Origin of the sequence: Bacillus sp. AFS015802, assembly GCF_002561455.1 — a bacterium.
In the GTDB taxonomy this organism is placed as follows: Bacteria; Bacillota; Bacilli; order Bacillales; family Bacillaceae_B; genus Rossellomorea.
The window spans coordinates 434,556-453,154 of the sequence record NZ_NTUP01000066.1 but is presented as its reverse complement, the minus strand read 5'-3'; the positions used below and the strand labels follow the sequence as shown (position 1 = coordinate 453,154).

The following is an 18,599-nucleotide window of genomic DNA, read 5'->3' as shown; positions in this document are numbered from 1 at the left end:
ACTCGCCAAACTACTGCAGAGCTACACTTTTTCATATACCAGTATGGATGCTGCCACAACTGCCATTTCGGATTGCTAAAAAGCACCTCAAAACAAGACGGATCAAATCGCCCTTCTCACCTCTCGTTAGGTGCCACCCGCTCACCAAACTGAGGCAGATACTCTTTATGTACCTCAATCATTTCATCCAGAAGCTGTTTCGCCTTCACGTCACTCGTCACCAGTGGATTGATTGTCATGGCAAGCAATGCCTTCTCATACGATCCCGTGACGGATGCTTCTGCAGCCACACGCTCAAAGGATTTAATCTGTTGCACAAGTCCATTCACAGAAACGGGCAGTTCCCCAACGGCGATCGGCTTCGGGCCGGCTTTTGTCACGACACAGTTCACTTCCACGGCAGATTCCCTTGGCAGATCGTTGATTGCCCCATCATTACGTACGTTCAATGTCTGGATATCCCCGCGATCGTTATAAATGGATGAAATCAGATTGCACGCCGCATCACTGTAATAAGCTCCACCCCGCTCTTCAAGCTGCGGAGGTTTAACGGCTAAATTGTCATCTTTATACAATTCAAACAGCTCATTTTCCAATTGCTGAACGACCTCGGCACGAGTCGTACCCGTCTGGAATTCACCTAATTGCTTTTCCAAAATATCACTCGTTTTATAGAAATAACGGTGATAGGGACAAGGAATGACCCCAAGGCTTCTGATGAATTCAGGCTCCCACGGGAGGGGCGCAATATTCCTCATACTGACCTGCCTCCCGGGATCGCTCATAATGTCGAGTACTTCTTCCATCACAGATCCCCCATCCACCAGTACGTCCAATCCATAAACCATATGATTGAGTCCGGCAAAGTCGATGTGCAACCGTTCAACCTCTACACCGAGAAGTTTCGCGAGCGTCATCCTCGTGTTGATGGGAAGATTGCAAACACCGACAACCTTCGGGTGTGATCCATATCTCAGCAATGCCTCCGTCACCATGCCTGCAGGATTGGTAAAATTGATCAGCCAGGCCTCGGGACAAAGCTCCTGCATTTCATCTGAGATCTCTAAAAGAACGGGAATTGTCCTCATACCCTTAAAGAGTCCGCCTGCTCCATTCGTTTCCTGACCGATCATCCCGTACTTGATCGGAAGACGCTCGTCCAGAATCCGGGCTTTCAGCTGACCGACACGCATCTGGGTGGTAACAAAGTCAGCACCTCTCAATGCTTCTTTCCGGTCCAGTGTCAGATGGACCTCCATCGGAACGCCGGCTTTTTCTACCATTCTCTTCGCCAAATTCCCGACGATTTCAAGCTTCTCTCTTCCCTTTTCAATGTCCACAAGCCACAGCTCACTCACCGGAAGCTCGTCATATCGCTTGATCAACCCTTCAACAAACTCTGGGGTATAGCTCGAACCTCCGCCAATCGTGACGATCTTGATTCCGTTTTTCATAAAGAATTGTCCCCCTCTTATCTAGCAACAAAGGCCAAAATAAAACTGATGACGAAACTAACAACCACTGCCAGCAGCATCCGCTTCTTTTTAATAGAAGCATCTTCCACAGGCCCTTCGATTTTTAATAAAATGAACGAAAGTCCGATTGAAGCCGAAATGCCCGTAGCCAAAAACACACTCCATTCCTTGGCGAGCCCTGTACTCATCAATGGCTTTGAAAGTAGTAATAGTCCAATAGATACAGAGATTAATAATACAAACACACTTCTAAAACCGATTCTCTTCGGCACAACAGTTTCTGTCATTTCCCATCACTCCTTACCTATTAAAGAAGTGGGAATCCTGGGACCCCCACTTCTTTTTTCTTAGTATAGTAGATTACCTGGAGGGGCTAGTCCCTCGAGGTCATAAGTCAAACGAACCAAAAAGGCAAGAAGCGCCTTTCCGGTTAGTTCGCCTTATGCTTGTCGCCTCAGGGCTAGCCCCTTCCGCTTTTCTATTTGTCCAGCTCCGGCGGCTAGTCCCTCGAGGTCATAAGCCAATTCATCCAAAAAGGCAAAGGACGCCTTTCCGGATGACTCGTCTTATGCTTGTCGGGCCTGAGCAAGCCGCCTCCGCTTTTCTATGCCGCTTGTTGGTCGCTTTCTTCCATCTTCATCATTTTCTTGTCATACATTTTGAAGAATGGGAAGTAGATGGCGAATGAGATTCCGATGTTGATCAGAACCATGACGATCGCCCTCCAGTCACCACCTGTTGCCAGGTACGCTCCGATCGGTGCCGGAAGTGTCCAAGGAGGCATGATATAGGTTGGTGATACAAGACCTACTGATGTTGCGATATAAGCAAGTGTACCCGTGATCAATGGAATGGTCACGAATGGGATGATCAGGATCGGATTCAATACGATCGGAGCACCAAAGATGATCGGCTCGTTGATATTGAAGATCCCAGGGACGATACTTGTTCTCCCGAGCGCTTTCAGATACTTGGAACGTGAGAAGAAGACCATGGCAAGGACCAATCCAATCGTGGCACCCGATCCACCGATCCAGATGAACCATTGGTAGAATGTTTCCGGTGCGATATGCGGGATCGCCTGCCCGTTTGCAACGGCATCTGCGTTTTTCACAAGGAATACTTCCCATAGTGGACGGGCGACGGTACCTACTACAGATACCCCGTGGATACCGAATGACCAGAAGAATGTAATTAGGAATACAGGAACCAATACGCCGAAAATACTGTCACCGGCAGTAACCAAAGGAGCTACGGCTACACCCACTAAATGATGAAGATCCACTCCCCCTAAAACCGTAACAGATGAAACGAGTAAAATAACAATCGCTACAGGAATAAGTGCTTCAAAGCTTCGTGAAACGGATGCCGGAACCTGTTCTGGCATTTTAATCGTGATGTTCTTCGTTTTACAGAATCTGAGGATTTCGACAGCAAGGATCGAGACGACCATGGCGACGAATAATCCGTGACCACCAAGATTGGTCATTGGAAGGACCCAGCCTTCTCCGTCCATCACTTTCGGTGTGACCGTCAACAGAAGCGCCGCTACAGAAATCTGTGCACCCGATAAAGGATCCAGATTATAGCTTTTCGAGAGATTGTACCCTATCCCGAAGGCTATATAGAGCGACATGATAAACATGGTCAACCGGTACGGAATCAGGATTTCGACAATGTTGTCAGCGGCCCACTGCTTGATGTCACCGAACACACCTGCGTCCGGCAGTGGCGGGAACGCTAAGATCAGAAAGAATGAACCGACGATAATAAATGGCAGTGCGGAAATAACCCCATCCCGGATTGCTTGCAAATGCCTTTGTTCTGAGAGCCTGGCCATCGGACCTGACAAGTTGTTCTCGAGAAAGTTTACAAACTTTTGCATGTTACTACCCCCTTGTTTCCTATTAAATTAGTTTGCTAATTCTTTTACTGTTTTCAGTAAAGTCGGCCCGCCAAGTGGCGTATAGGCCTGCGGCGGAATCGGCCCGCAAGGAACATTGGCTTCATCAGCCGCTTTCTTCACTTGATCAAAACGGTGTCTGATCTGAGGAGCCACCATACAAACATCCCATCCCTTTGAGATCTCCTCGGATACTTCACCAGTACCGATTGCGTGGACTTCCATTTCAATGCCCTCTTTGGTTCCCTCTTTCTTCAATGCATTGACGACGATGGCACTGGACATTCCTCCAGAGCATACGAATAAAACTTTCATTCCTATTCCTCCTCTTCTTTCATTCGTTGTACGACTTCATGTGTATGAATAATTTGCTCGTAAACGCCATGTCCTTTTTTCATGCATAATGCCACGAATAAAGCATCGATCACGACGAGTTGAGCAATTCTTGCCGTCATGGTCCCGATCCGGATATTATGTTCTTCCTCGGAAATGGTCAGTACGATATCGGCGAGCTTTCTTGCCGGAGACTTCCCATGCTGCGTCAAGAGGACGATCGTGGCCCCTTTTTCCTGGGCGACGTTCATCAGCTTCAATATTTCTTTTGTCTGACCTGAAGTGGAGACGACGAAAAGAACGTCTCTTTCGGTTAAATTGGCAGCCATCATCATCTGTACATGGATATCACTTGCCTGGAAGGCCAGATAGTTCAGCCTCAACAGCTTTTGTGTGAAGTCCTCCGCCACTACAGCGGAACCGCCGACTCCATACAGATATACTCTTTCGGCTTCATGAAACGCATTGACCGCCCTGCCAAGTTCATCAATGGAAAACAGCTTTTCCGTGTTCTTGATCGCCTGGTAGGTATTTACCAGAACCTTGTTGAAGACCGTATCGAGATTATCTTCAAAGGACAGGAGCGTATTGATGTCATGACTCTTGGTCTCTTCGATGTTCGTGCTTTTGGCGAGCTCGATTTTCAAGCCGCTGAAGCTGTTGATCCCGATCCGTTTACAGAATCGGATGATGGCCGCTTCACTGCTGCCACATGATTGTGATAGTTGCTTCGTTGTCATTTCCATCACTTTCTCCGGAAACTCCAGCACGTATTGAGCAACCGCTATTTCAGAGGGAGTATAGCTTTCCATCTGACTTTTGATGTGTTTTAATACCTGAAATTCTGTCATGGTCACCTCCAAAAAAATGATTGTCTTGAAAAGGCTTTCAGTTTAATATGATTATATGCGATAATGAAATTAAATTTCAATATTATTTTAAAATATTTAAACTTTTATTTTACTATTTTTGTAGAAAAGAGTTCTAAATAAGGACAGGGAGGAATACACAATGGCTGAAGTACGCAACGTAGAAATGGAGATTTTCGAAATCATCTCGAACGGAGGGAATGCGAAAAGCACGGCTTATGAGGCCCTTGCGAAAGCACATGAAGGGAAGTTTGCTGAAGCGGAGGAAATGGTGAAAACGGCACATGAAGAACTGAATAAAGCCCACAAAACACAAACAAGCCTGATCCAGGCCGAAATCAACGGAGAAGAGTTTGAAAAATCCCTTCTCATGATCCATGCTCAGGACCACTTAATGACCTCGATCAGTGAAATCTCATTAATTGAACAAATGATTCCAATGTTAAAGAGAATCCATACTCTTGAAAGCAAATCGAATTAAGGAGGCATCACGATGAGTAAAAAACTTGGCGTTTCAATCTATCCAAACCATTCTACCACAGAAAAAGATAAGGAATATTTGGCACTGGCCGCTTCCTACGGATTCAAACGTGTTTTCACCTGCCTTTTATCTGTCGATGGAGACAAGGAAGGAATCATCGCAAACTTCAAGGAAACGATCAAATTTGCCCGTGAAAAGAACATGGAAGTCATTGCCGACATCAGCCCCCGCATTTTCAAGGAGCTGAATATCTCCTATGATGACCTATCCTTCTTTGCCGATCTGGGTGCTCACGGCATTCGTCTGGACTTAGGATATACAGGCCATGAGGAATCCATGATGTCATACAATCCTTATGATTTAAAAATCGAACTGAATATGAGCAACGCAACGAAATACATCGATAATATCATGACGTATCAGCCCAATAAGGACCAATTATTAGGCTGCCATAATTTTTATCCGCACCGCTACTCCGGTTTATCTTATCCTTTCTTTATCGAATGCAGTAAAAAGTTTAAAGAGTTCGGGATGAGGACGGCAGCGTTTGTCTCTTCTTCCGATGCGACATTCGGTCCCTGGCCTGTCACGGAAGGCTTGCCTACATTGGAAATGCACCGCTCCCTTCCTATTGACGTGCAGGCGAAGCATCTTTTTGCCACAGGGTTGATCGATGATGTCATCATCAGTAACGCTTATGCTTCAGAAGATGAATTGGAGCTGCTTAGCACACTGAACACATCGAAGCTTACCTTTACAGTTGAAACCCATGAAACGACAACCGATTTAGAAAAAACGATCATCTTTGAAGAACCCCACTTCTACCGCGGGGACGTATCGGATTACATGATCCGTTCCACTCAAAGCCGCGTCAAGTATAGAGGAAGAGAATTTGCGCCTCATAACACGGTGGACATCAAGCGGGGTGATATTATCATTGAAAACGATCTTTATGCCCAATACGCGGGAGAACTTCAGATCGCCCTTCAGGATATGGAGAACTCCGGAAAAACGAATGTCGTCGGCCGGATCCGTGAAGAAGAAATTTTCCTATTGGACTATGTAAAACCCTGGGGCAAATTTGCCTTTCAATCAAAGTAGTCGGGAGGTTTCTTGAGATGACTAGAGTAATAGGGATCGATGCAGGAGGCACGAAGGTTCAGGGACTCGTCATGGATATGGAGAAGAATATCCTTTTCCAAAGCTTATCCGGACACGGGAACCCATCTGTTTCTTATGAGGACGCTTTACGTAACCTCTCATCCGTCGTTCAGCAATGCCTGGATCATACCGCTTCAGAAGGGACCACCCATATCGTGGTCGGAATGGCAGGCGGGGGATCTGGAAACCTGTCGCAAAGAATTCAGTCAGAATTGAGTCGAATGACTTCCCTTCCTATCATCCTCCTAAATGATGCGGCTCTCGCCTACTTCAGCTTGATCGGAAACCGGAATGGCGTGATGACGATTGCGGGCACGGGATCGATTAGTTATGGACGAAACGGGAATCGGGAAGGAACGACCGGGGGCTGGGGACATCTACTTGGGGATGAAGGCAGTGCTTATTCCATTGCCATTGAAGCCTGTAAACAAATCGCCAGGGAAATGGACTCCCCGATGGGTCTCTCCCCCCTCTCCCGCAGCGTGCTGAGGGAAATCAGGGCGAGTGATGCCAAAGGATTGAAGGGGTTCATCTATTCTTCTACTAAAGGAGACATTGCCCAACTTGCGAAAGTGATCCACAAGGAAGCAGAATCGGGTGATGAAGCAGCCCTACACTTATTCAAAACGGCTGGCGAAAAGCTTGCGGCACAGACAGTGGCATTAATGGAGAAACTGCAGATTGAAAAGAATCCGGTCATTGCCTTAAAAGGAAGTGTCCTTGAACATAATCCGGTGGTCCAATCCGTTTTTAAAGAAACCATTTCAATACGCTTTAACGAATCGACTTATATCACCGATTCCATATCCCCCGCCACTGGTGCAGTGGATATCGTAGAAGCGGTCCGGGAAGGAAGGATGACTTATGAGTAAACGCTTAGCAGTCGGATTAATGTCCGGCACGTCGGTTGACGGAGTCGATGCCGCCCTTGTTTCCATTGAAGGGGCTGGGACGGATACAGTGGTGGAGCTTGTTCATTATTCAACTACGCCCTTTTCACAACCTGTGAAAAAGAAAATCTTTGAGGTCATGAGTCCTGATCATTCCTCCACCCCTCTTTTATCCAGCCTGCATTTTGAGCTTGGAGACGTATACGCCGATGCCGTAGAGAAAGTATGTACGGAGGCAGGCATCTCTGTTGATGAGCTTAGCTTTATCGGGTCCCATGGCCAAACAGTCTATCACCAGCCCTTCCATACGGAAGATTCGGTGGCTTCGACTCTTCAAATCGGAGAACCTGCTGTGATTGCATACCGCACCAGCACACAAGTGGTATCCAATTTCCGTTCCATGGATATGGCAGCCGGCGGGGAAGGGGCTCCTCTTGTCCCTTATACAGAATTCCTCCTCTACAGGAAAAAAGCTGGGGGCAGGCTCCTTCAGAATATAGGAGGCATAGGGAATGTGACGGTCCTTCCAATGGATTGCTCCCTGGAAGACGTATTCGCGTTTGATACAGGTCCCGGGAATATGGTGATCGATGGGCTGTGCGAAAAACTATTCGGTTTATCTTTTGATGAGGATGGATCGATTGCCTCAAGGGGAATGGTTCACACGGAAGCCGCACAGGAATGGATGAATTGGGAGCAGGATTTTTTCCAGAAAGCACCCCCTAAGTCCACTGGTCGTGAATTGTTCGGCGAGGTATTCGTGAATCGGATCCTTCAGGAATATGGGAATCTTGGAAAAGAAGATCTGATAGCGACGGCCACTCACTTTACCGCCCTTACGATTTCAGACGCGTATAAAAGATTCATCTTCCCTGACCATCCCATCAACGAGATCATCATCGGCGGCGGGGGAAGTTACAATAGGACCCTTCTCCGAATGATGCGGGACCTTCTCCCGGAAGTGAGTATCCTCATTCAGGAAGATATCGGGTACTCCTCCGATGCCAAGGAAGCGATCGCCTTTGCACTATTGGCCAACGAAACCCTGCACGGCAATCCAGGGAATGTCCCGGGAGCAACAGGCGCTGAAAAAACCGTCATCCTCGGTTCCATCACGCCAAGTCCCACATGCAAAAAATAATAACCCTTTTGGAGGGACGGACCTTGACCTGAGTCGGGTACCGTCTCTCTGCTCTTTTTAAAGAAGATATGAAAAACATGTTAAAAAAGGTGGAAATTAGTATGATCACTCCTGATATCAAGAAACGGTTCGTCAGCATCGTCGGCGAAGAAAATTACCGTGATACTCCTGCTGAAAAACTTGTCTATTCCTATGATGCAACACCCAATTATCAGTCCATGCCCGATGCGGTCATCGTTCCCCGGTCCACCGTGGAAGTATCTGAAATCGTGAAGGTCTGTCATGAGCATCGTATTCCCATCGTCCCGAGGGGGTCCGGAACGAACCTTTGCGCCGGTACGTGCCCGACGGAAGGCGGACTCATCCTTCTTTTCACCCATATGAACAGGATACTCGAATTGGATGAAGAAAATTTAACGATCACCGTCCAGCCAGGGGTGGTGACCCTGAATCTGATTCACGCTGTTGAAGCAAAGGGTCTTTTTTATCCACCTGATCCGAGTTCCATGAAAATCTCCACAATCGGAGGGAATATCAATGAGAACTCCGGTGGACTCAGGGGATTGAAATATGGGGTCACCCGTGATTATGTCCTTGCCCTGGAAGCGGTCCTTCCCAATGGAGATATCATCCGTACCGGGGGAAAACTTGCGAAAGACGTGGCAGGGTACGATCTGACCCGCCTTTTTGTCGGCTCCGAAGGAACTTTATGCGTCATCACCGAAGCAACATTAAAGCTCGTCCCCATGCCCGAGACGAAGCAGACGATGCTTGCCCTTTATCAGGATATTGAGGCAGCGGCACAGAGTGTTTCAAGCATCATCTCCAATCGCATCATTCCGGCCACCCTTGAATTTCTGGACCAGCCAACCCTTGAAGTGGTCGAGGATTTTGCTAAAATCGGGCTTCCAACCGATGTGAAAGCGGTCCTGCTGATCGAACAGGACGGTCCTCCTGAAGTGGTCGCACGTGATATGAAACAGATGGAGGAAGTGTGTTTACAAAATCATGCTGTATCCGTTAAGCTGGCGAAAACCGAAATGGAAGCAGACGCCCTCCGCACCGCCCGCCGTTCTGCCCTGTCAGCCCTTGCCCGGCTCAAGCCGACGACGATTTTGGAAGACGCGACGGTTCCCCGTTCTGAAATTGCCAGGATGGTGAAGGCAATCAATGAGATTGCCGAACGGCACAGGGTGAAGATCTGTACCTTTGGGCATGCAGGGGACGGAAACCTTCATCCGACCGTTGCGACGGATGCCCGTGACCATGATGAAATGGAGCGCGTCGAAGCAGCCTTTGAAGAGATCTTCGCACATGCCATTGAATTAGGCGGGACCATCACGGGGGAACACGGCGTCGGGATGATGAAAGCCCCTTACCTCGAATGGAAACTCGGACCTGAGGGAATCGGCGCCATGAAATTGATCAAGCAATCCTTTGATCCCAATAACATCATGAATCCAAATAAGGTATTCGCAAAAGAATCGAGAAAACGTGTGGTGATTTCAAGATGACAACCGTCCAGGAAAAACAAAAGATACAACAGGGATTCAAAGACCGAATGAATCAAGATGAACTACTGAATTGCATGAGATGTGGATTCTGTCTTCCCTCATGTCCCACCTATATTGAATCGGGGTTCAAGGAGTCCCACTCCCCACGGGGGCGCATCGCCCTGATGAAGGCCGTCGTCGATGGTGTGATCGAACCTGACGAAGAAGTCGAGCGCACGCTGGATCTGTGTCTAGGCTGCAGGGCATGTGAACCGGTCTGCCCATCCGGTGTGAACTATGGTCACTTATTAGAAGAAGCTCGTGATATCATCAATCAAAATAAAAAGCACTCCCTTCCCGTCCGGGTTATCAGAAAGACCGTATTCGAGGGATTATTCCCCCACCCGGACAGAATGAGGATGGTCACGAATCTTCTCGGAATCTATCAGCGTTCGGGGCTTCAGAAGGCCGTCCACACGACGGGCGTGATGAAACTGTTCCCTGAGAGCATGGCCACGATGGAACGCGTCCTCCCACAAGTTCCCAAGCTGAAAGAGATGAAGGATCGTCCCACTTCCCTTTCCTCGATCGGGGAGGTCCGGAAAAAAGTCGCCTTCTTCTCCGGGTGCTTGATGGATACGATGTTCCTGGAAACGAATAAGGCCACGACGAAGCTCCTTCAACTGGCCGGCTGTGACATCGTCATTCCAAAGACGCAAACCTGCTGCGGAGCCCTGCATGGGCACAGCGGTGAAAAGGATGCGGCTAAGGAGCTGGCCAAACGGAACATCCAAGCATTTGAAGACGAGGGAGTCGATTACATCATCACCAATGCAGGGGGATGCGGAGCCTTCCTCGTCGATTATGATCACTTGCTTCAAGATGATGAAGAGTGGAAAGAACGTGCCCTCCGATTCAAAAATAAAATCAAGGACATCTCTTCCCTTCTCGTAGAATTAGAGTTTCATAAAAAGGTATTGAATGTAGCACCTCAACGCATCACCTATCAAGATTCCTGTCACCTGCGAAACGTGCAGCGGACGTTCGTGGAACCAAGAGTCCTCCTGCAATCAGTAGGGGGCGCAGATTACGTCGAGATGAAACAGGCCGACCACTGCTGTGGATCTGCAGGCATCTACAATATCGTCGAATCCGACATGTCCATGAAGATCCTCGATCATAAAATGGAAAACGTCGAAAACACCCTGGCCACCACCATCATCACATCCAACCCGGGCTGCCTCCTCCAAATGAAACTCGGCATTGAACGAGAAGGACGATCCCACAACATGCGGGCCATCCACATCGTCGACTTCCTATTGGAAGCAGTCGAATAAGAGGGACGGACCTCTAAAAACCATCCTTTTGCTTCCGCAAAAAGGATGGTTTTTAGGTCCGTCCCTCCGTTTTTATCGTTTTCTAAACTTGAAGAATGAAAAGTAGACGAGGAAGGATAGGAGTATTCCATAGGCTGCAAGTAGTGAGAGGGCATTGGCGGCGCCCTTTGTGAGCCAGATGGTGGTAGTGGCGATGGCGATGACTACTGCGCTTACTGTGATGAGCTTGTTCATGAGTGTGCCTCCTTTTATCAATGGCATGTAGTGGTATATACGTTTGGATGGGCGAAAGGTTTCTTTTTTTATTTATCAGCTGCTGATTTCCCTCTTTGATTCAGCTGCTGACTTTTCACTGATTTTCAGCAGCTGAACACTTCCTGTTTATCACCCCCTGAACACCTCCATAAAAAAACACCGGACCCTTAAGCATCCGATGTCTCCCACTCTTATTGACTCGCAACCTCATAAATTTTCAGATTCCCATAAATCAGCCGCAAATCAGGTATCTCAACACCCTGACTCTCTGCTGCCTTCAACAAATAACCGTATAAATGATCGGCCTCCACGGACAAATTCTTCTCCATATCACGCTGCAGGGAAGACTTCATGCTGTATCCCATTCCACTGATTTTATCATAAAGGGCTTCTTCTATTTTTCCTTCTAGTGGAGCTCCCAGGTTTCTCATAACCGACGCTGCTTGTGAAAGGACCGCCTTGATTCTATCCGCTCCTTCGCCGTTCTCCCTGATCGGACCGATCGGTGCCCGATAGAGGGAGGTGACACCTGACAGGGTAGTGATAAAAAGATATTTATGCCACATTTCCTGCCGGATGTTGTCTGATAAACGGAAGTTCGCTTTCGTTCCGGAGAAGGCTTCTTCAAGCTTCGTGATTCTCTCTGTCCGTTCCCCGCTTCTCTCTCCAAACACTAGCTCATGGATGGGACTTGTCTGAAGTACTTTTCCATCCCCGTCCAATGTTGACTCGACAAAGCATAGGCCGCCTATCACCTTATCTTCACCGAAAGCTTCAGTCAGTTCACCCACGTGGGACATTCCATTCAACAATGGAAGGATCATTGTATCTTCCCCAACAAAAGGCCTCATGCTATCAATGGCGCCTCTTAGATGATAGGCCTTGGTAGACAAAAGGATGACATCAAAAGGATCTGATTTTTCTTCTGCTTTCAGGGTATTCGGGTGACAGCGAAAATCTCCGTGGACGCTTTCGATTTGCAATCCATGCTCTTTCAGCTGATGTTCCCTTCGTTCCCTGACCAGGAATGTGACGTCCTCACCCTTTTCGGCCAATCTGCCTCCGAAGTACCCCCCGACGGCACCTGCACCTACAACTAATAGTTTCATTCCATTCGCCTCCATTTCTGTTCCTGTTCTCCACTTCATTCTCCGATATGAAAGCGGATTAATCAAAAAATCTGATCAGTACATCAACCCATACACCAAAAATCGCTCATACTCATTCTTCTGGAACTCTCCTGACAGTGAAATCTCTTTTCGCAGCTGGAACAAGGGGTGGTCCTCTAAATAATGCACATAGTCATCCGAGCTGTAATACAAAAGGATTTCGATGTCCCGCGGGAATGATTCAACCGAGAAGAGGATGTTATTGATGACTTTCATAAAGATTTGGACAGAAAATGGGTTGAAAAAGTAAAACCGGTTATCTTTCGGGTGAATATCATAGTCCTCTGCCAGGCAGTGCCGGAAGGAAATCGTGCCCGACCCCATTTTCGCTTTTTCCCGATAGGTCTCGAGGTTTCTCAGGCAATCCCCGAAGAACTCATCATTCATCTCCACTCCGGTGATCGTCACTTGAAAAAGGTGATGAAGGAAGAAGTTCAATCTTCCTTTTCCACATCCGAAATCCACCACCCGATCACTGCCTTTCAATTCATAATGCTGAAATAACTCCCGGAGTGCCGCATAGGGAGTCGGTTCATAGCGGTGGTAATGATAGGATCGGTGAAAACCTATTTGACGTTCACCTGTTTTTATATTCAATAATTGATCATACTCATGTTCTTTCATCCTGATCTCCTTATGAATCCTGCCGTTTATACTCTTCCATCGTACCACTTTTGATCGGACCTTTCAGAAACAAAAAAGCAAATCCCATCAAAACAGGATTTGCTTTATCATTTTTATACCCAGCCCAGGGCCCTGACAACGGTAGCCACCAGGAATGTAACCCCGATTGCAATCGCAGTCGGGATCGCAAAGGACAGGAACGTCCATTTCTTGCTTTTTGTTTCCTTGTAAATGTTCACAAGGGTCGTTCCACAAGGGAAATGAAGCAGTGAAAAGAGCATCATATTCAGTGCGGTCAACCACGTCCAACCATGACTGACGAAAACGGCCTTTAATTCGGTCAGGTCGTCAAGCTCCAACATCGCCCCTTGCGACAGATAAGCCATGATCAAGATGGGAACGACGATTTCGTTGGCTGGAAGCCCGATGATAAAGGCTGCCAGGATGAATCCATCCATGCCGAGTGCCTGCCCGAATGGATCCAGGAATTGAACAAAATGCATAAGGATGCTGGTGTCGCCGATTTGGATATTGGCGATGATCCAGGTAATGATCGAAGCAGGTGCGGCCACGATCACGGCTCTTTTTAATACATACCAGGATTTATCTTTACTCGAGCGCAAAATGGTACTCCATATTTTCGGGCGGCGGTATGGGGGCAGTTCAAGTGTATAATGAGTCGGGACCCCTCTCAGGGCTGTCTTCGATAACACCCATGAAACCGTAATCGTCACAACAATCCCGATCAATACCATGGTCATGACCATTCCTGCGGTCACGAGGGAAGCCATGCCTCCAGCATACCCTGCCGCCATGAATAAGGAAGCCAGTAAGATCAGCGTAGGCCAGCGCCCGTTACAAGGGACGAAGTTATTCGTCAGGATGGCAAGCATCCTTTCTCTCGGTGACTCGATGATTCGGGTCGACATGATGGCCGCTGCGTTACAACCAAATCCCATTGCCATCGTCAAGGACTGTTTTCCGTGACCTCCCGCTTTTTTAAAGAGTCGGTCCATATTGAACGCTACCCTTGGTAAATATCCGTAATTCTCAAGTAGGGCAAAAGCAGGGAAGAAAATCGCCATCGGCGGAAGCATGACGCTGATCACCCAGCCTGTGCCCCTGAAGAAACCGAGCACAAGCACACCGTGGAGCCAGGCCGGTGCATTCATGGCGTTAAAGAGCAGGGTCAGCTGTCCTTCCATCCATGCAAACCCCTGTGCAAGCATGCTTGACGGGACATTTGCCCCAGCGATTGTAAGGTAGAAAACTGCCCCCAGCATGGCAAGCATGATGGGAAATCCCCAGATTGGTGAAGTCAACACTTTATCCAGCTTTTCTGAATGGATTCTTTCTTTGTTTTTATATTGAACGACTTCCTTGCAGATCCCTCTACTCGTGGAATAGATGTTTTCTACAATTTCATCACGAAGATTGGCACTGGACATCCCTTTTGCATGATTGAATAAATGGACCAGGCCCTGATCCCCCTCATGTGGTTGCATTGATTGAGACATTTGTAACCCCTCCTCCCTTTCGTTCTCTCCTGAAGTAATCATTTAATGAGCTCAGTATACTTTCATCCCCATCTAATAAACGTAAGGAAATCCATCGAATCGGAAACTCATCCCCGATCATTTGCCGTACCTTGGGAGCGAGCTCTCCAATCTTCGCTTCGATATCCTGTGAATACGTCATGCGATATGGAGTTGTCGGTATATTTCCTTGCGCCATTTCATGGACGACATCCAGAAGCTCCTTGATCCCCGTTTTATTCCTTGCCGATATTTTTACAACAGGAACCCCAAGTTTTTCACGCAGTGCTTCACTGTCCACTTCAATCCCTTTTTTCTTCGCTTCATCCATTAAATTAAGGGCCACGATCACCCGATCCGTCATTTCCATGACTTGAAGGGCAAGGTTCATATTCCTTTCAAGGGACGTGGCATCGAGTACCACCAGCGTCACATCCGGTTTATCAAAAATGATATAATCCCGGGCCACTTCTTCATCCGCTGAATTGGAATAGAGGGAGTACGTCCCCGGTAAATCGACGATGGTGAAATCCGTATCCTTGTGATGGAACTCTCCTTCTGCATGAATGACCGTTTTTCCCGGCCAGTTACCTGTGTGCTGACGCAGACCCGTCAATAGATTGAACAACGTACTTTTCCCCGTATTCGGATTTCCTGCAAGGGCTATTCTGTAAGAACCCATCGTTACGCACCTCCCACTTTTTTAACATGAATCTTCGAGCTTTCTTCTTTACGCAGGGCTATCGTGGTGTCACTCACCCGAAAGGCCATGGGATCCCCCAGTGGGCTCCTTTGGATGACGGCAACCTCTGATCCCTTCACAAACCCTAAATCTAACAGTCTTCTTCTCATCGTTCCTTCCAATGATAATGATGTGATAAGGACGCGGTCCCCTGGCTTACATTCTGAAAGAAGCATCGTTTTGACTTCGGACATGTTTCATTCCTCCGGTAAATTATATTGTCTTTGTATTAAAAAGTTTCCCTAATGCAAATTATATGTTCATCTTATTCCCTTCACCCCAAAAATGTCAATCAAAGTTTTATATTTTTGTAGATTTTTAAATGAACCTCGTCCATTTACGACATAAAAAAAGAAGCCTCTGGCAGCCAGCCACCCCTTTTAGAATCAAATATATGGAACTCAAGTTTTAACCAAGATATCCCAATAGATCAAGTTCTCCCTCTTCCCAACATTTCTCACCAACCGCTTTAACCATGAGTTCATTGATGACTTCATTTCCGATCCCATATGTCGTTTGATTCTTATCGTTGATCTTTAACCACTTGCATCGATTCTGTACCCTTTGGAACCCGTTTCGTTCATATAAATCAGGTTCATCAGCGAATAACAGAATATAGTCAATGTCCCGATCATGACAAAATCCATCTGCTTTTTTCAATAATTGAGATCCGATCCCCTGGGAACGCATATTGAATGAAACACACACATCAATGAGGCTTAACACATTTATACGCTCTCCATTCAGATTCATCACACGATAATCACATGCAATATGTCCAACCAAATGATCCTCTTTGTATGCCAGAAATCTTACATGAGGCATCTGTTTGAAGTAAATCCTGTCCACAGGATAACCCCCTCCGAAGCACTCGCATAATAACACCTGCAAATGTTGGTGAATCTCTTCGTTTATATCGAACTCCGATACTGTCCTTATTTCAACCATCCCCACTATTCGTTCCTCCCGACTCATCATATGTATAATCCATAAACCTATTTCTTCACAGGCTTTAATATCGTCCGCTGCAAAGGGACGCCACACATTGACACATTCCGCTCCCCTTTAATCAGTTCCTCTTACTTATTTACGAATAGGATAGGTCTTTCGTTTCACTTCCCTCCAAAAAAAGTTCTTCAAGTCACATCACATGATTAACCTTTCACGCTTGTGGTAAGTTAATCATGAAAGAATAAATGGATAAGGAGTGAATGTTTTATGGCAAATAAAGAGCAAATCAAGCAAGACATTTTAGATGCTTACCATTTCAGACATGCAACAAAGGAATTCGATCCGAATAAGAAAGTGTCCGACGACGATTTCAGGTTCATTATGGAAACTGGCCGGCTGTCACCGAGTTCTTTCGGGTTCGAGCCCTGGAGATTCGTGGTCATCGAAAATCCTGAACTGAGAGACAAGATCAAGAACACGGCTTGGGGGGCGTATGGCAAACTCCCTGAAGCGAGTCACTTCGTCGTGATCCTCGCCAGAACCAAGAAAGATACCAAATATGATTCAGAATACTTACAAGATCATTTTAAAAATAAAAAGAACATGCCTGAGGATCATTTGGCAAAGTACTTAGAGCGAATCGAGCAATTCCAAAAGGTCGATTTCGACTTACTTGAAGGTGACCGTCCTCTATACGACTGGGCCGGAAAACAGACTTACCTGGCCCTTGGGAATATGATGACCGCGGCTGCCCAAATCGGAGTCGATTCCTGTCCGATCGAAGGCTTTGATATTGAGAAAATGAATAAGCTGCTCGAGGAGGAAGGACTGCTTGAAGACGGCAGCTTCAGTATTTCCGTCATGGTGGCATTCGGATATCGCGTCAATGAACCCGGACCGAAAACGCGCCGTCCGTACGAAGATATCGTGAAATTTGTGTAATACAGTGAAAAGGAATCCCGCATTTGCCGGGATTCCTTTTTTCATCATCCTGCTTCTGTTTGAAAAGACTTACGAAGCTCGATATTCACTGTAGTACCCTTATACAATTCACTCTCCACTTGAATCTTTCCCTTCATGGAATGAATGATAATATTGGCTGCCATCATCCCGAGACCCGTTCCTTCATCTTTAGTTGTAAAGAAGGGTTCTCCGAAGCGTTGAATTTGCTCCTTGGTCATCCCCTGCCCTGAATCCGAGATGGAAATCAAAACGTTTTCATTTTCCACCATCGTGATGGACAGGTCCCCTCCATGTGGCATGGACTCAATGGCGTTGGTGACGATATTCTCTATACATTTTCGAAAGTTATGGAGTTGGCCTTCTACATAAATATCCTCAATGAGCTGATAGTGAAAGGATATGTGCCGAGTCTTTGACTCCACCTTTTCAATCAGTTCCAAGAGGCAGTGCTTTACATTTATCCGCTCCAATTTATCTGGAGTTGAGTTGGTGAATGTCAGATACTCTTCTATAACGTGAGTAGCCTGATCAATCCCTTTTAAAGATAAGTCAATAAATTCCCTCTGGTTTTTTTCATCTTTTTCTTCCTGTACGAGCTGCAGGAAGCCCTTGGAGGAAGTCAAAGGATTCCGAATTTCATGGGAAAGACTCGCAGCCAGTTGACTCACCAGCTGAAGCTTTTCATGTTGTGAATATGTCTTTCTCATCAAGATCAATTTCCGGATCATTTCTGCAATCCAGACAGAGATCACGGTGGCGGCTAAAGGGATGATCACAAGATAAAGATACTCATCCACTGAGATTTCAGCGTTGTGGATATACCCAAACAAGAGGTTAAATATCGTCATGCTAAAACAGATGGCAACGGTGAAAAGCATCTTCACTTCTTTTTTAGCTCTCAGGAAGCCCCTTGAAAAGGCTGCCAAAATTAAAAAGGTAATAAAATAATTGAGGATCACTAAATGGATGAGTCCGCTTCCAATGACCAGAAAGCGTAAGGCGATAATGATGACCATTAAAATAAATGAAACAAGCGGCCCGAAATATAAACTGGCTAAGAAAAAGGGAATTCTTCTTAAGTCTACATAAACACCATTTGTAAGCTTCTGGCTAAATATGACACATAGAAGGATCGTCATGGTAGATACAATGATGACCATCCTTTTAGAAGGGGGCGTCTTTTTGAGATCATAAAAAAGGGCGAAGAGTAATAGTCCTACGATAATAAATAAAAAATTCAATAACAAGTTGGTTAGTATAGAGTCCTGCACTTAGCC

General features: G+C 46.7%; 20 protein-coding genes. 7 read left to right on the top strand and 13 right to left on the bottom strand.

The genetic code is table 11. The annotated features are described in order from the left end of the window. Nucleotides 1-116 precede the first annotated feature (116 nt). From CN378_RS19680 to CN378_RS19660, 5 genes are all read right to left on the bottom strand, one after another. Nucleotides 117-1,454, bottom strand: a complete 1,338-nt coding sequence (locus CN378_RS19680; RefSeq protein WP_098354174.1) for a 6-phospho-beta-glucosidase — start codon at nucleotides 1,452-1,454, stop codon at nucleotides 117-119. A 17-nt stretch (nucleotides 1,455-1,471) separates the two neighbouring features. Then, a complete protein-coding gene (locus tag CN378_RS19675; protein WP_098354173.1) occupies nucleotides 1,472-1,762 on the bottom strand; it encodes a hypothetical protein in 291 nt (96 codons plus the stop codon). A gap of 317 nt (nucleotides 1,763-2,079) precedes the next feature. Next, entirely contained in the window at nucleotides 2,080-3,360 is a 1,281-nt protein-coding gene (locus CN378_RS19670) for a PTS sugar transporter subunit IIC (RefSeq protein ID WP_098354172.1), read from the bottom strand. Nucleotides 3,361-3,387: 27 nt separating this feature from the next. Continuing rightward, a complete protein-coding gene (locus tag CN378_RS19665; protein ID WP_034762423.1) occupies nucleotides 3,388-3,693 on the bottom strand; it encodes a PTS sugar transporter subunit IIB in 306 nt (101 codons plus the stop codon). A gap of 2 nt (nucleotides 3,694-3,695) precedes the next feature. Beyond that, nucleotides 3,696-4,562: a MurR/RpiR family transcriptional regulator gene (locus CN378_RS19660; protein ID WP_098354171.1), complete on the bottom strand. Its 867-nt coding sequence runs from the start codon at nucleotides 4,560-4,562 to the stop codon at nucleotides 3,696-3,698. Nucleotides 4,563-4,722: 160 nt separating this feature from the next. On the opposite strand from CN378_RS19660, the gene CN378_RS19655 reads away from it, so the two are divergent. The 6 genes from CN378_RS19655 to CN378_RS19630 all read left to right on the top strand — a co-directional run bounded on the left by CN378_RS19655 (nucleotide 4,723) and on the right by CN378_RS19630 (nucleotide 11,083). Beyond that, complete coding sequence (locus tag CN378_RS19655) at nucleotides 4,723-5,061, top strand: PTS lactose/cellobiose transporter subunit IIA (RefSeq protein WP_098354170.1); 339 nt, start codon at nucleotides 4,723-4,725, stop codon at nucleotides 5,059-5,061. 12 nt (nucleotides 5,062-5,073) lie between these two features. After that, entirely contained in the window at nucleotides 5,074-6,162 is a 1,089-nt protein-coding gene (locus tag CN378_RS19650; protein ID WP_098354169.1) for a DUF871 domain-containing protein, read from the top strand. A gap of 17 nt (nucleotides 6,163-6,179) precedes the next feature. Then, nucleotides 6,180-7,094 (top strand): BadF/BadG/BcrA/BcrD ATPase family protein, encoded by a 915-nt coding sequence (locus CN378_RS19645; RefSeq protein WP_098354168.1) that lies wholly within the window; start codon nucleotides 6,180-6,182, stop codon nucleotides 7,092-7,094. Continuing rightward, nucleotides 7,087-8,253 (top strand): anhydro-N-acetylmuramic acid kinase AnmK, encoded by a 1,167-nt coding sequence (gene anmK, locus CN378_RS19640; protein WP_098354167.1) that lies wholly within the window; start codon nucleotides 7,087-7,089, stop codon nucleotides 8,251-8,253. Before CN378_RS19645 ends, anmK begins: the two co-directional genes overlap by 8 nt. 101 nt (nucleotides 8,254-8,354) lie before the next feature. After that, on the top strand, nucleotides 8,355-9,767 hold the full coding sequence (gene glcD / locus CN378_RS19635) for a glycolate oxidase subunit GlcD (protein ID WP_098354166.1): 1,413 nt from the start codon (nucleotides 8,355-8,357) through the stop codon (nucleotides 9,765-9,767). Further along, nucleotides 9,764-11,083 (top strand): (Fe-S)-binding protein, encoded by a 1,320-nt coding sequence (locus CN378_RS19630; protein ID WP_098354165.1) that lies wholly within the window; start codon nucleotides 9,764-9,766, stop codon nucleotides 11,081-11,083. Before glcD ends, CN378_RS19630 begins: the two co-directional genes overlap by 4 nt. A 72-nt stretch (nucleotides 11,084-11,155) precedes the next feature. Here the strand turns inward: CN378_RS19630 and CN378_RS22755 are convergent, their stop codons facing one another. From CN378_RS22755 to CN378_RS19600, 7 genes are all read right to left on the bottom strand, one after another. Then, nucleotides 11,156-11,317 carry a hypothetical protein gene (locus CN378_RS22755; RefSeq protein WP_179884995.1) on the bottom strand — a complete coding sequence of 54 codons (162 nt, stop codon included), beginning with the start codon at nucleotides 11,315-11,317 and terminating at the stop codon, nucleotides 11,156-11,158. A 212-nt stretch (nucleotides 11,318-11,529) separates the two neighbouring features. After that, on the bottom strand, nucleotides 11,530-12,447 hold the full coding sequence (locus CN378_RS19625) for a ketopantoate reductase family protein (protein ID WP_098354164.1): 918 nt from the start codon (nucleotides 12,445-12,447) through the stop codon (nucleotides 11,530-11,532). 75 nt (nucleotides 12,448-12,522) lie between these two features. Beyond that, a complete protein-coding gene (locus tag CN378_RS19620) occupies nucleotides 12,523-13,131 on the bottom strand; it encodes a class I SAM-dependent methyltransferase (protein WP_098354163.1) in 609 nt (202 codons plus the stop codon). A 113-nt stretch (nucleotides 13,132-13,244) separates the two neighbouring features. Further along, the gene (locus tag CN378_RS19615) at nucleotides 13,245-14,636 is read right to left on the bottom strand and encodes a nucleoside recognition domain-containing protein (RefSeq protein ID WP_098354302.1); all 1,392 of its coding nucleotides are present in this window, start codon (nucleotides 14,634-14,636) and stop codon (nucleotides 13,245-13,247) included. Further along, nucleotides 14,623-15,348: a FeoB small GTPase domain-containing protein gene (locus CN378_RS19610; protein WP_098354162.1), complete on the bottom strand. Its 726-nt coding sequence runs from the start codon at nucleotides 15,346-15,348 to the stop codon at nucleotides 14,623-14,625. Before CN378_RS19610 ends, CN378_RS19615 begins: the two co-directional genes overlap by 14 nt. A gap of 2 nt (nucleotides 15,349-15,350) precedes the next feature. Then, entirely contained in the window at nucleotides 15,351-15,602 is a 252-nt protein-coding gene (locus CN378_RS19605; RefSeq protein ID WP_098354161.1) for a FeoA family protein, read from the bottom strand. Nucleotides 15,603-15,816: 214 nt separating this feature from the next. Continuing rightward, nucleotides 15,817-16,356, bottom strand: a complete 540-nt coding sequence (locus CN378_RS19600; RefSeq protein ID WP_257141221.1) for a GNAT family N-acetyltransferase — start codon at nucleotides 16,354-16,356, stop codon at nucleotides 15,817-15,819. Between the two features lie 270 nt (nucleotides 16,357-16,626). Between CN378_RS19600 and CN378_RS19595 the strand changes: the two genes are divergently transcribed. Further along, the gene (locus tag CN378_RS19595) at nucleotides 16,627-17,301 is read left to right on the top strand and encodes an NAD(P)H-dependent oxidoreductase (RefSeq protein WP_098354160.1); all 675 of its coding nucleotides are present in this window, start codon (nucleotides 16,627-16,629) and stop codon (nucleotides 17,299-17,301) included. 44 nt (nucleotides 17,302-17,345) lie between these two features. Here the strand turns inward: CN378_RS19595 and CN378_RS19590 are convergent, their stop codons facing one another. Continuing rightward, nucleotides 17,346-18,593 carry an ATP-binding protein gene (locus CN378_RS19590; RefSeq protein ID WP_098354159.1) on the bottom strand — a complete coding sequence of 416 codons (1,248 nt, stop codon included), beginning with the start codon at nucleotides 18,591-18,593 and terminating at the stop codon, nucleotides 17,346-17,348. Between the last annotated feature and the right edge of the window lie 6 nt (nucleotides 18,594-18,599).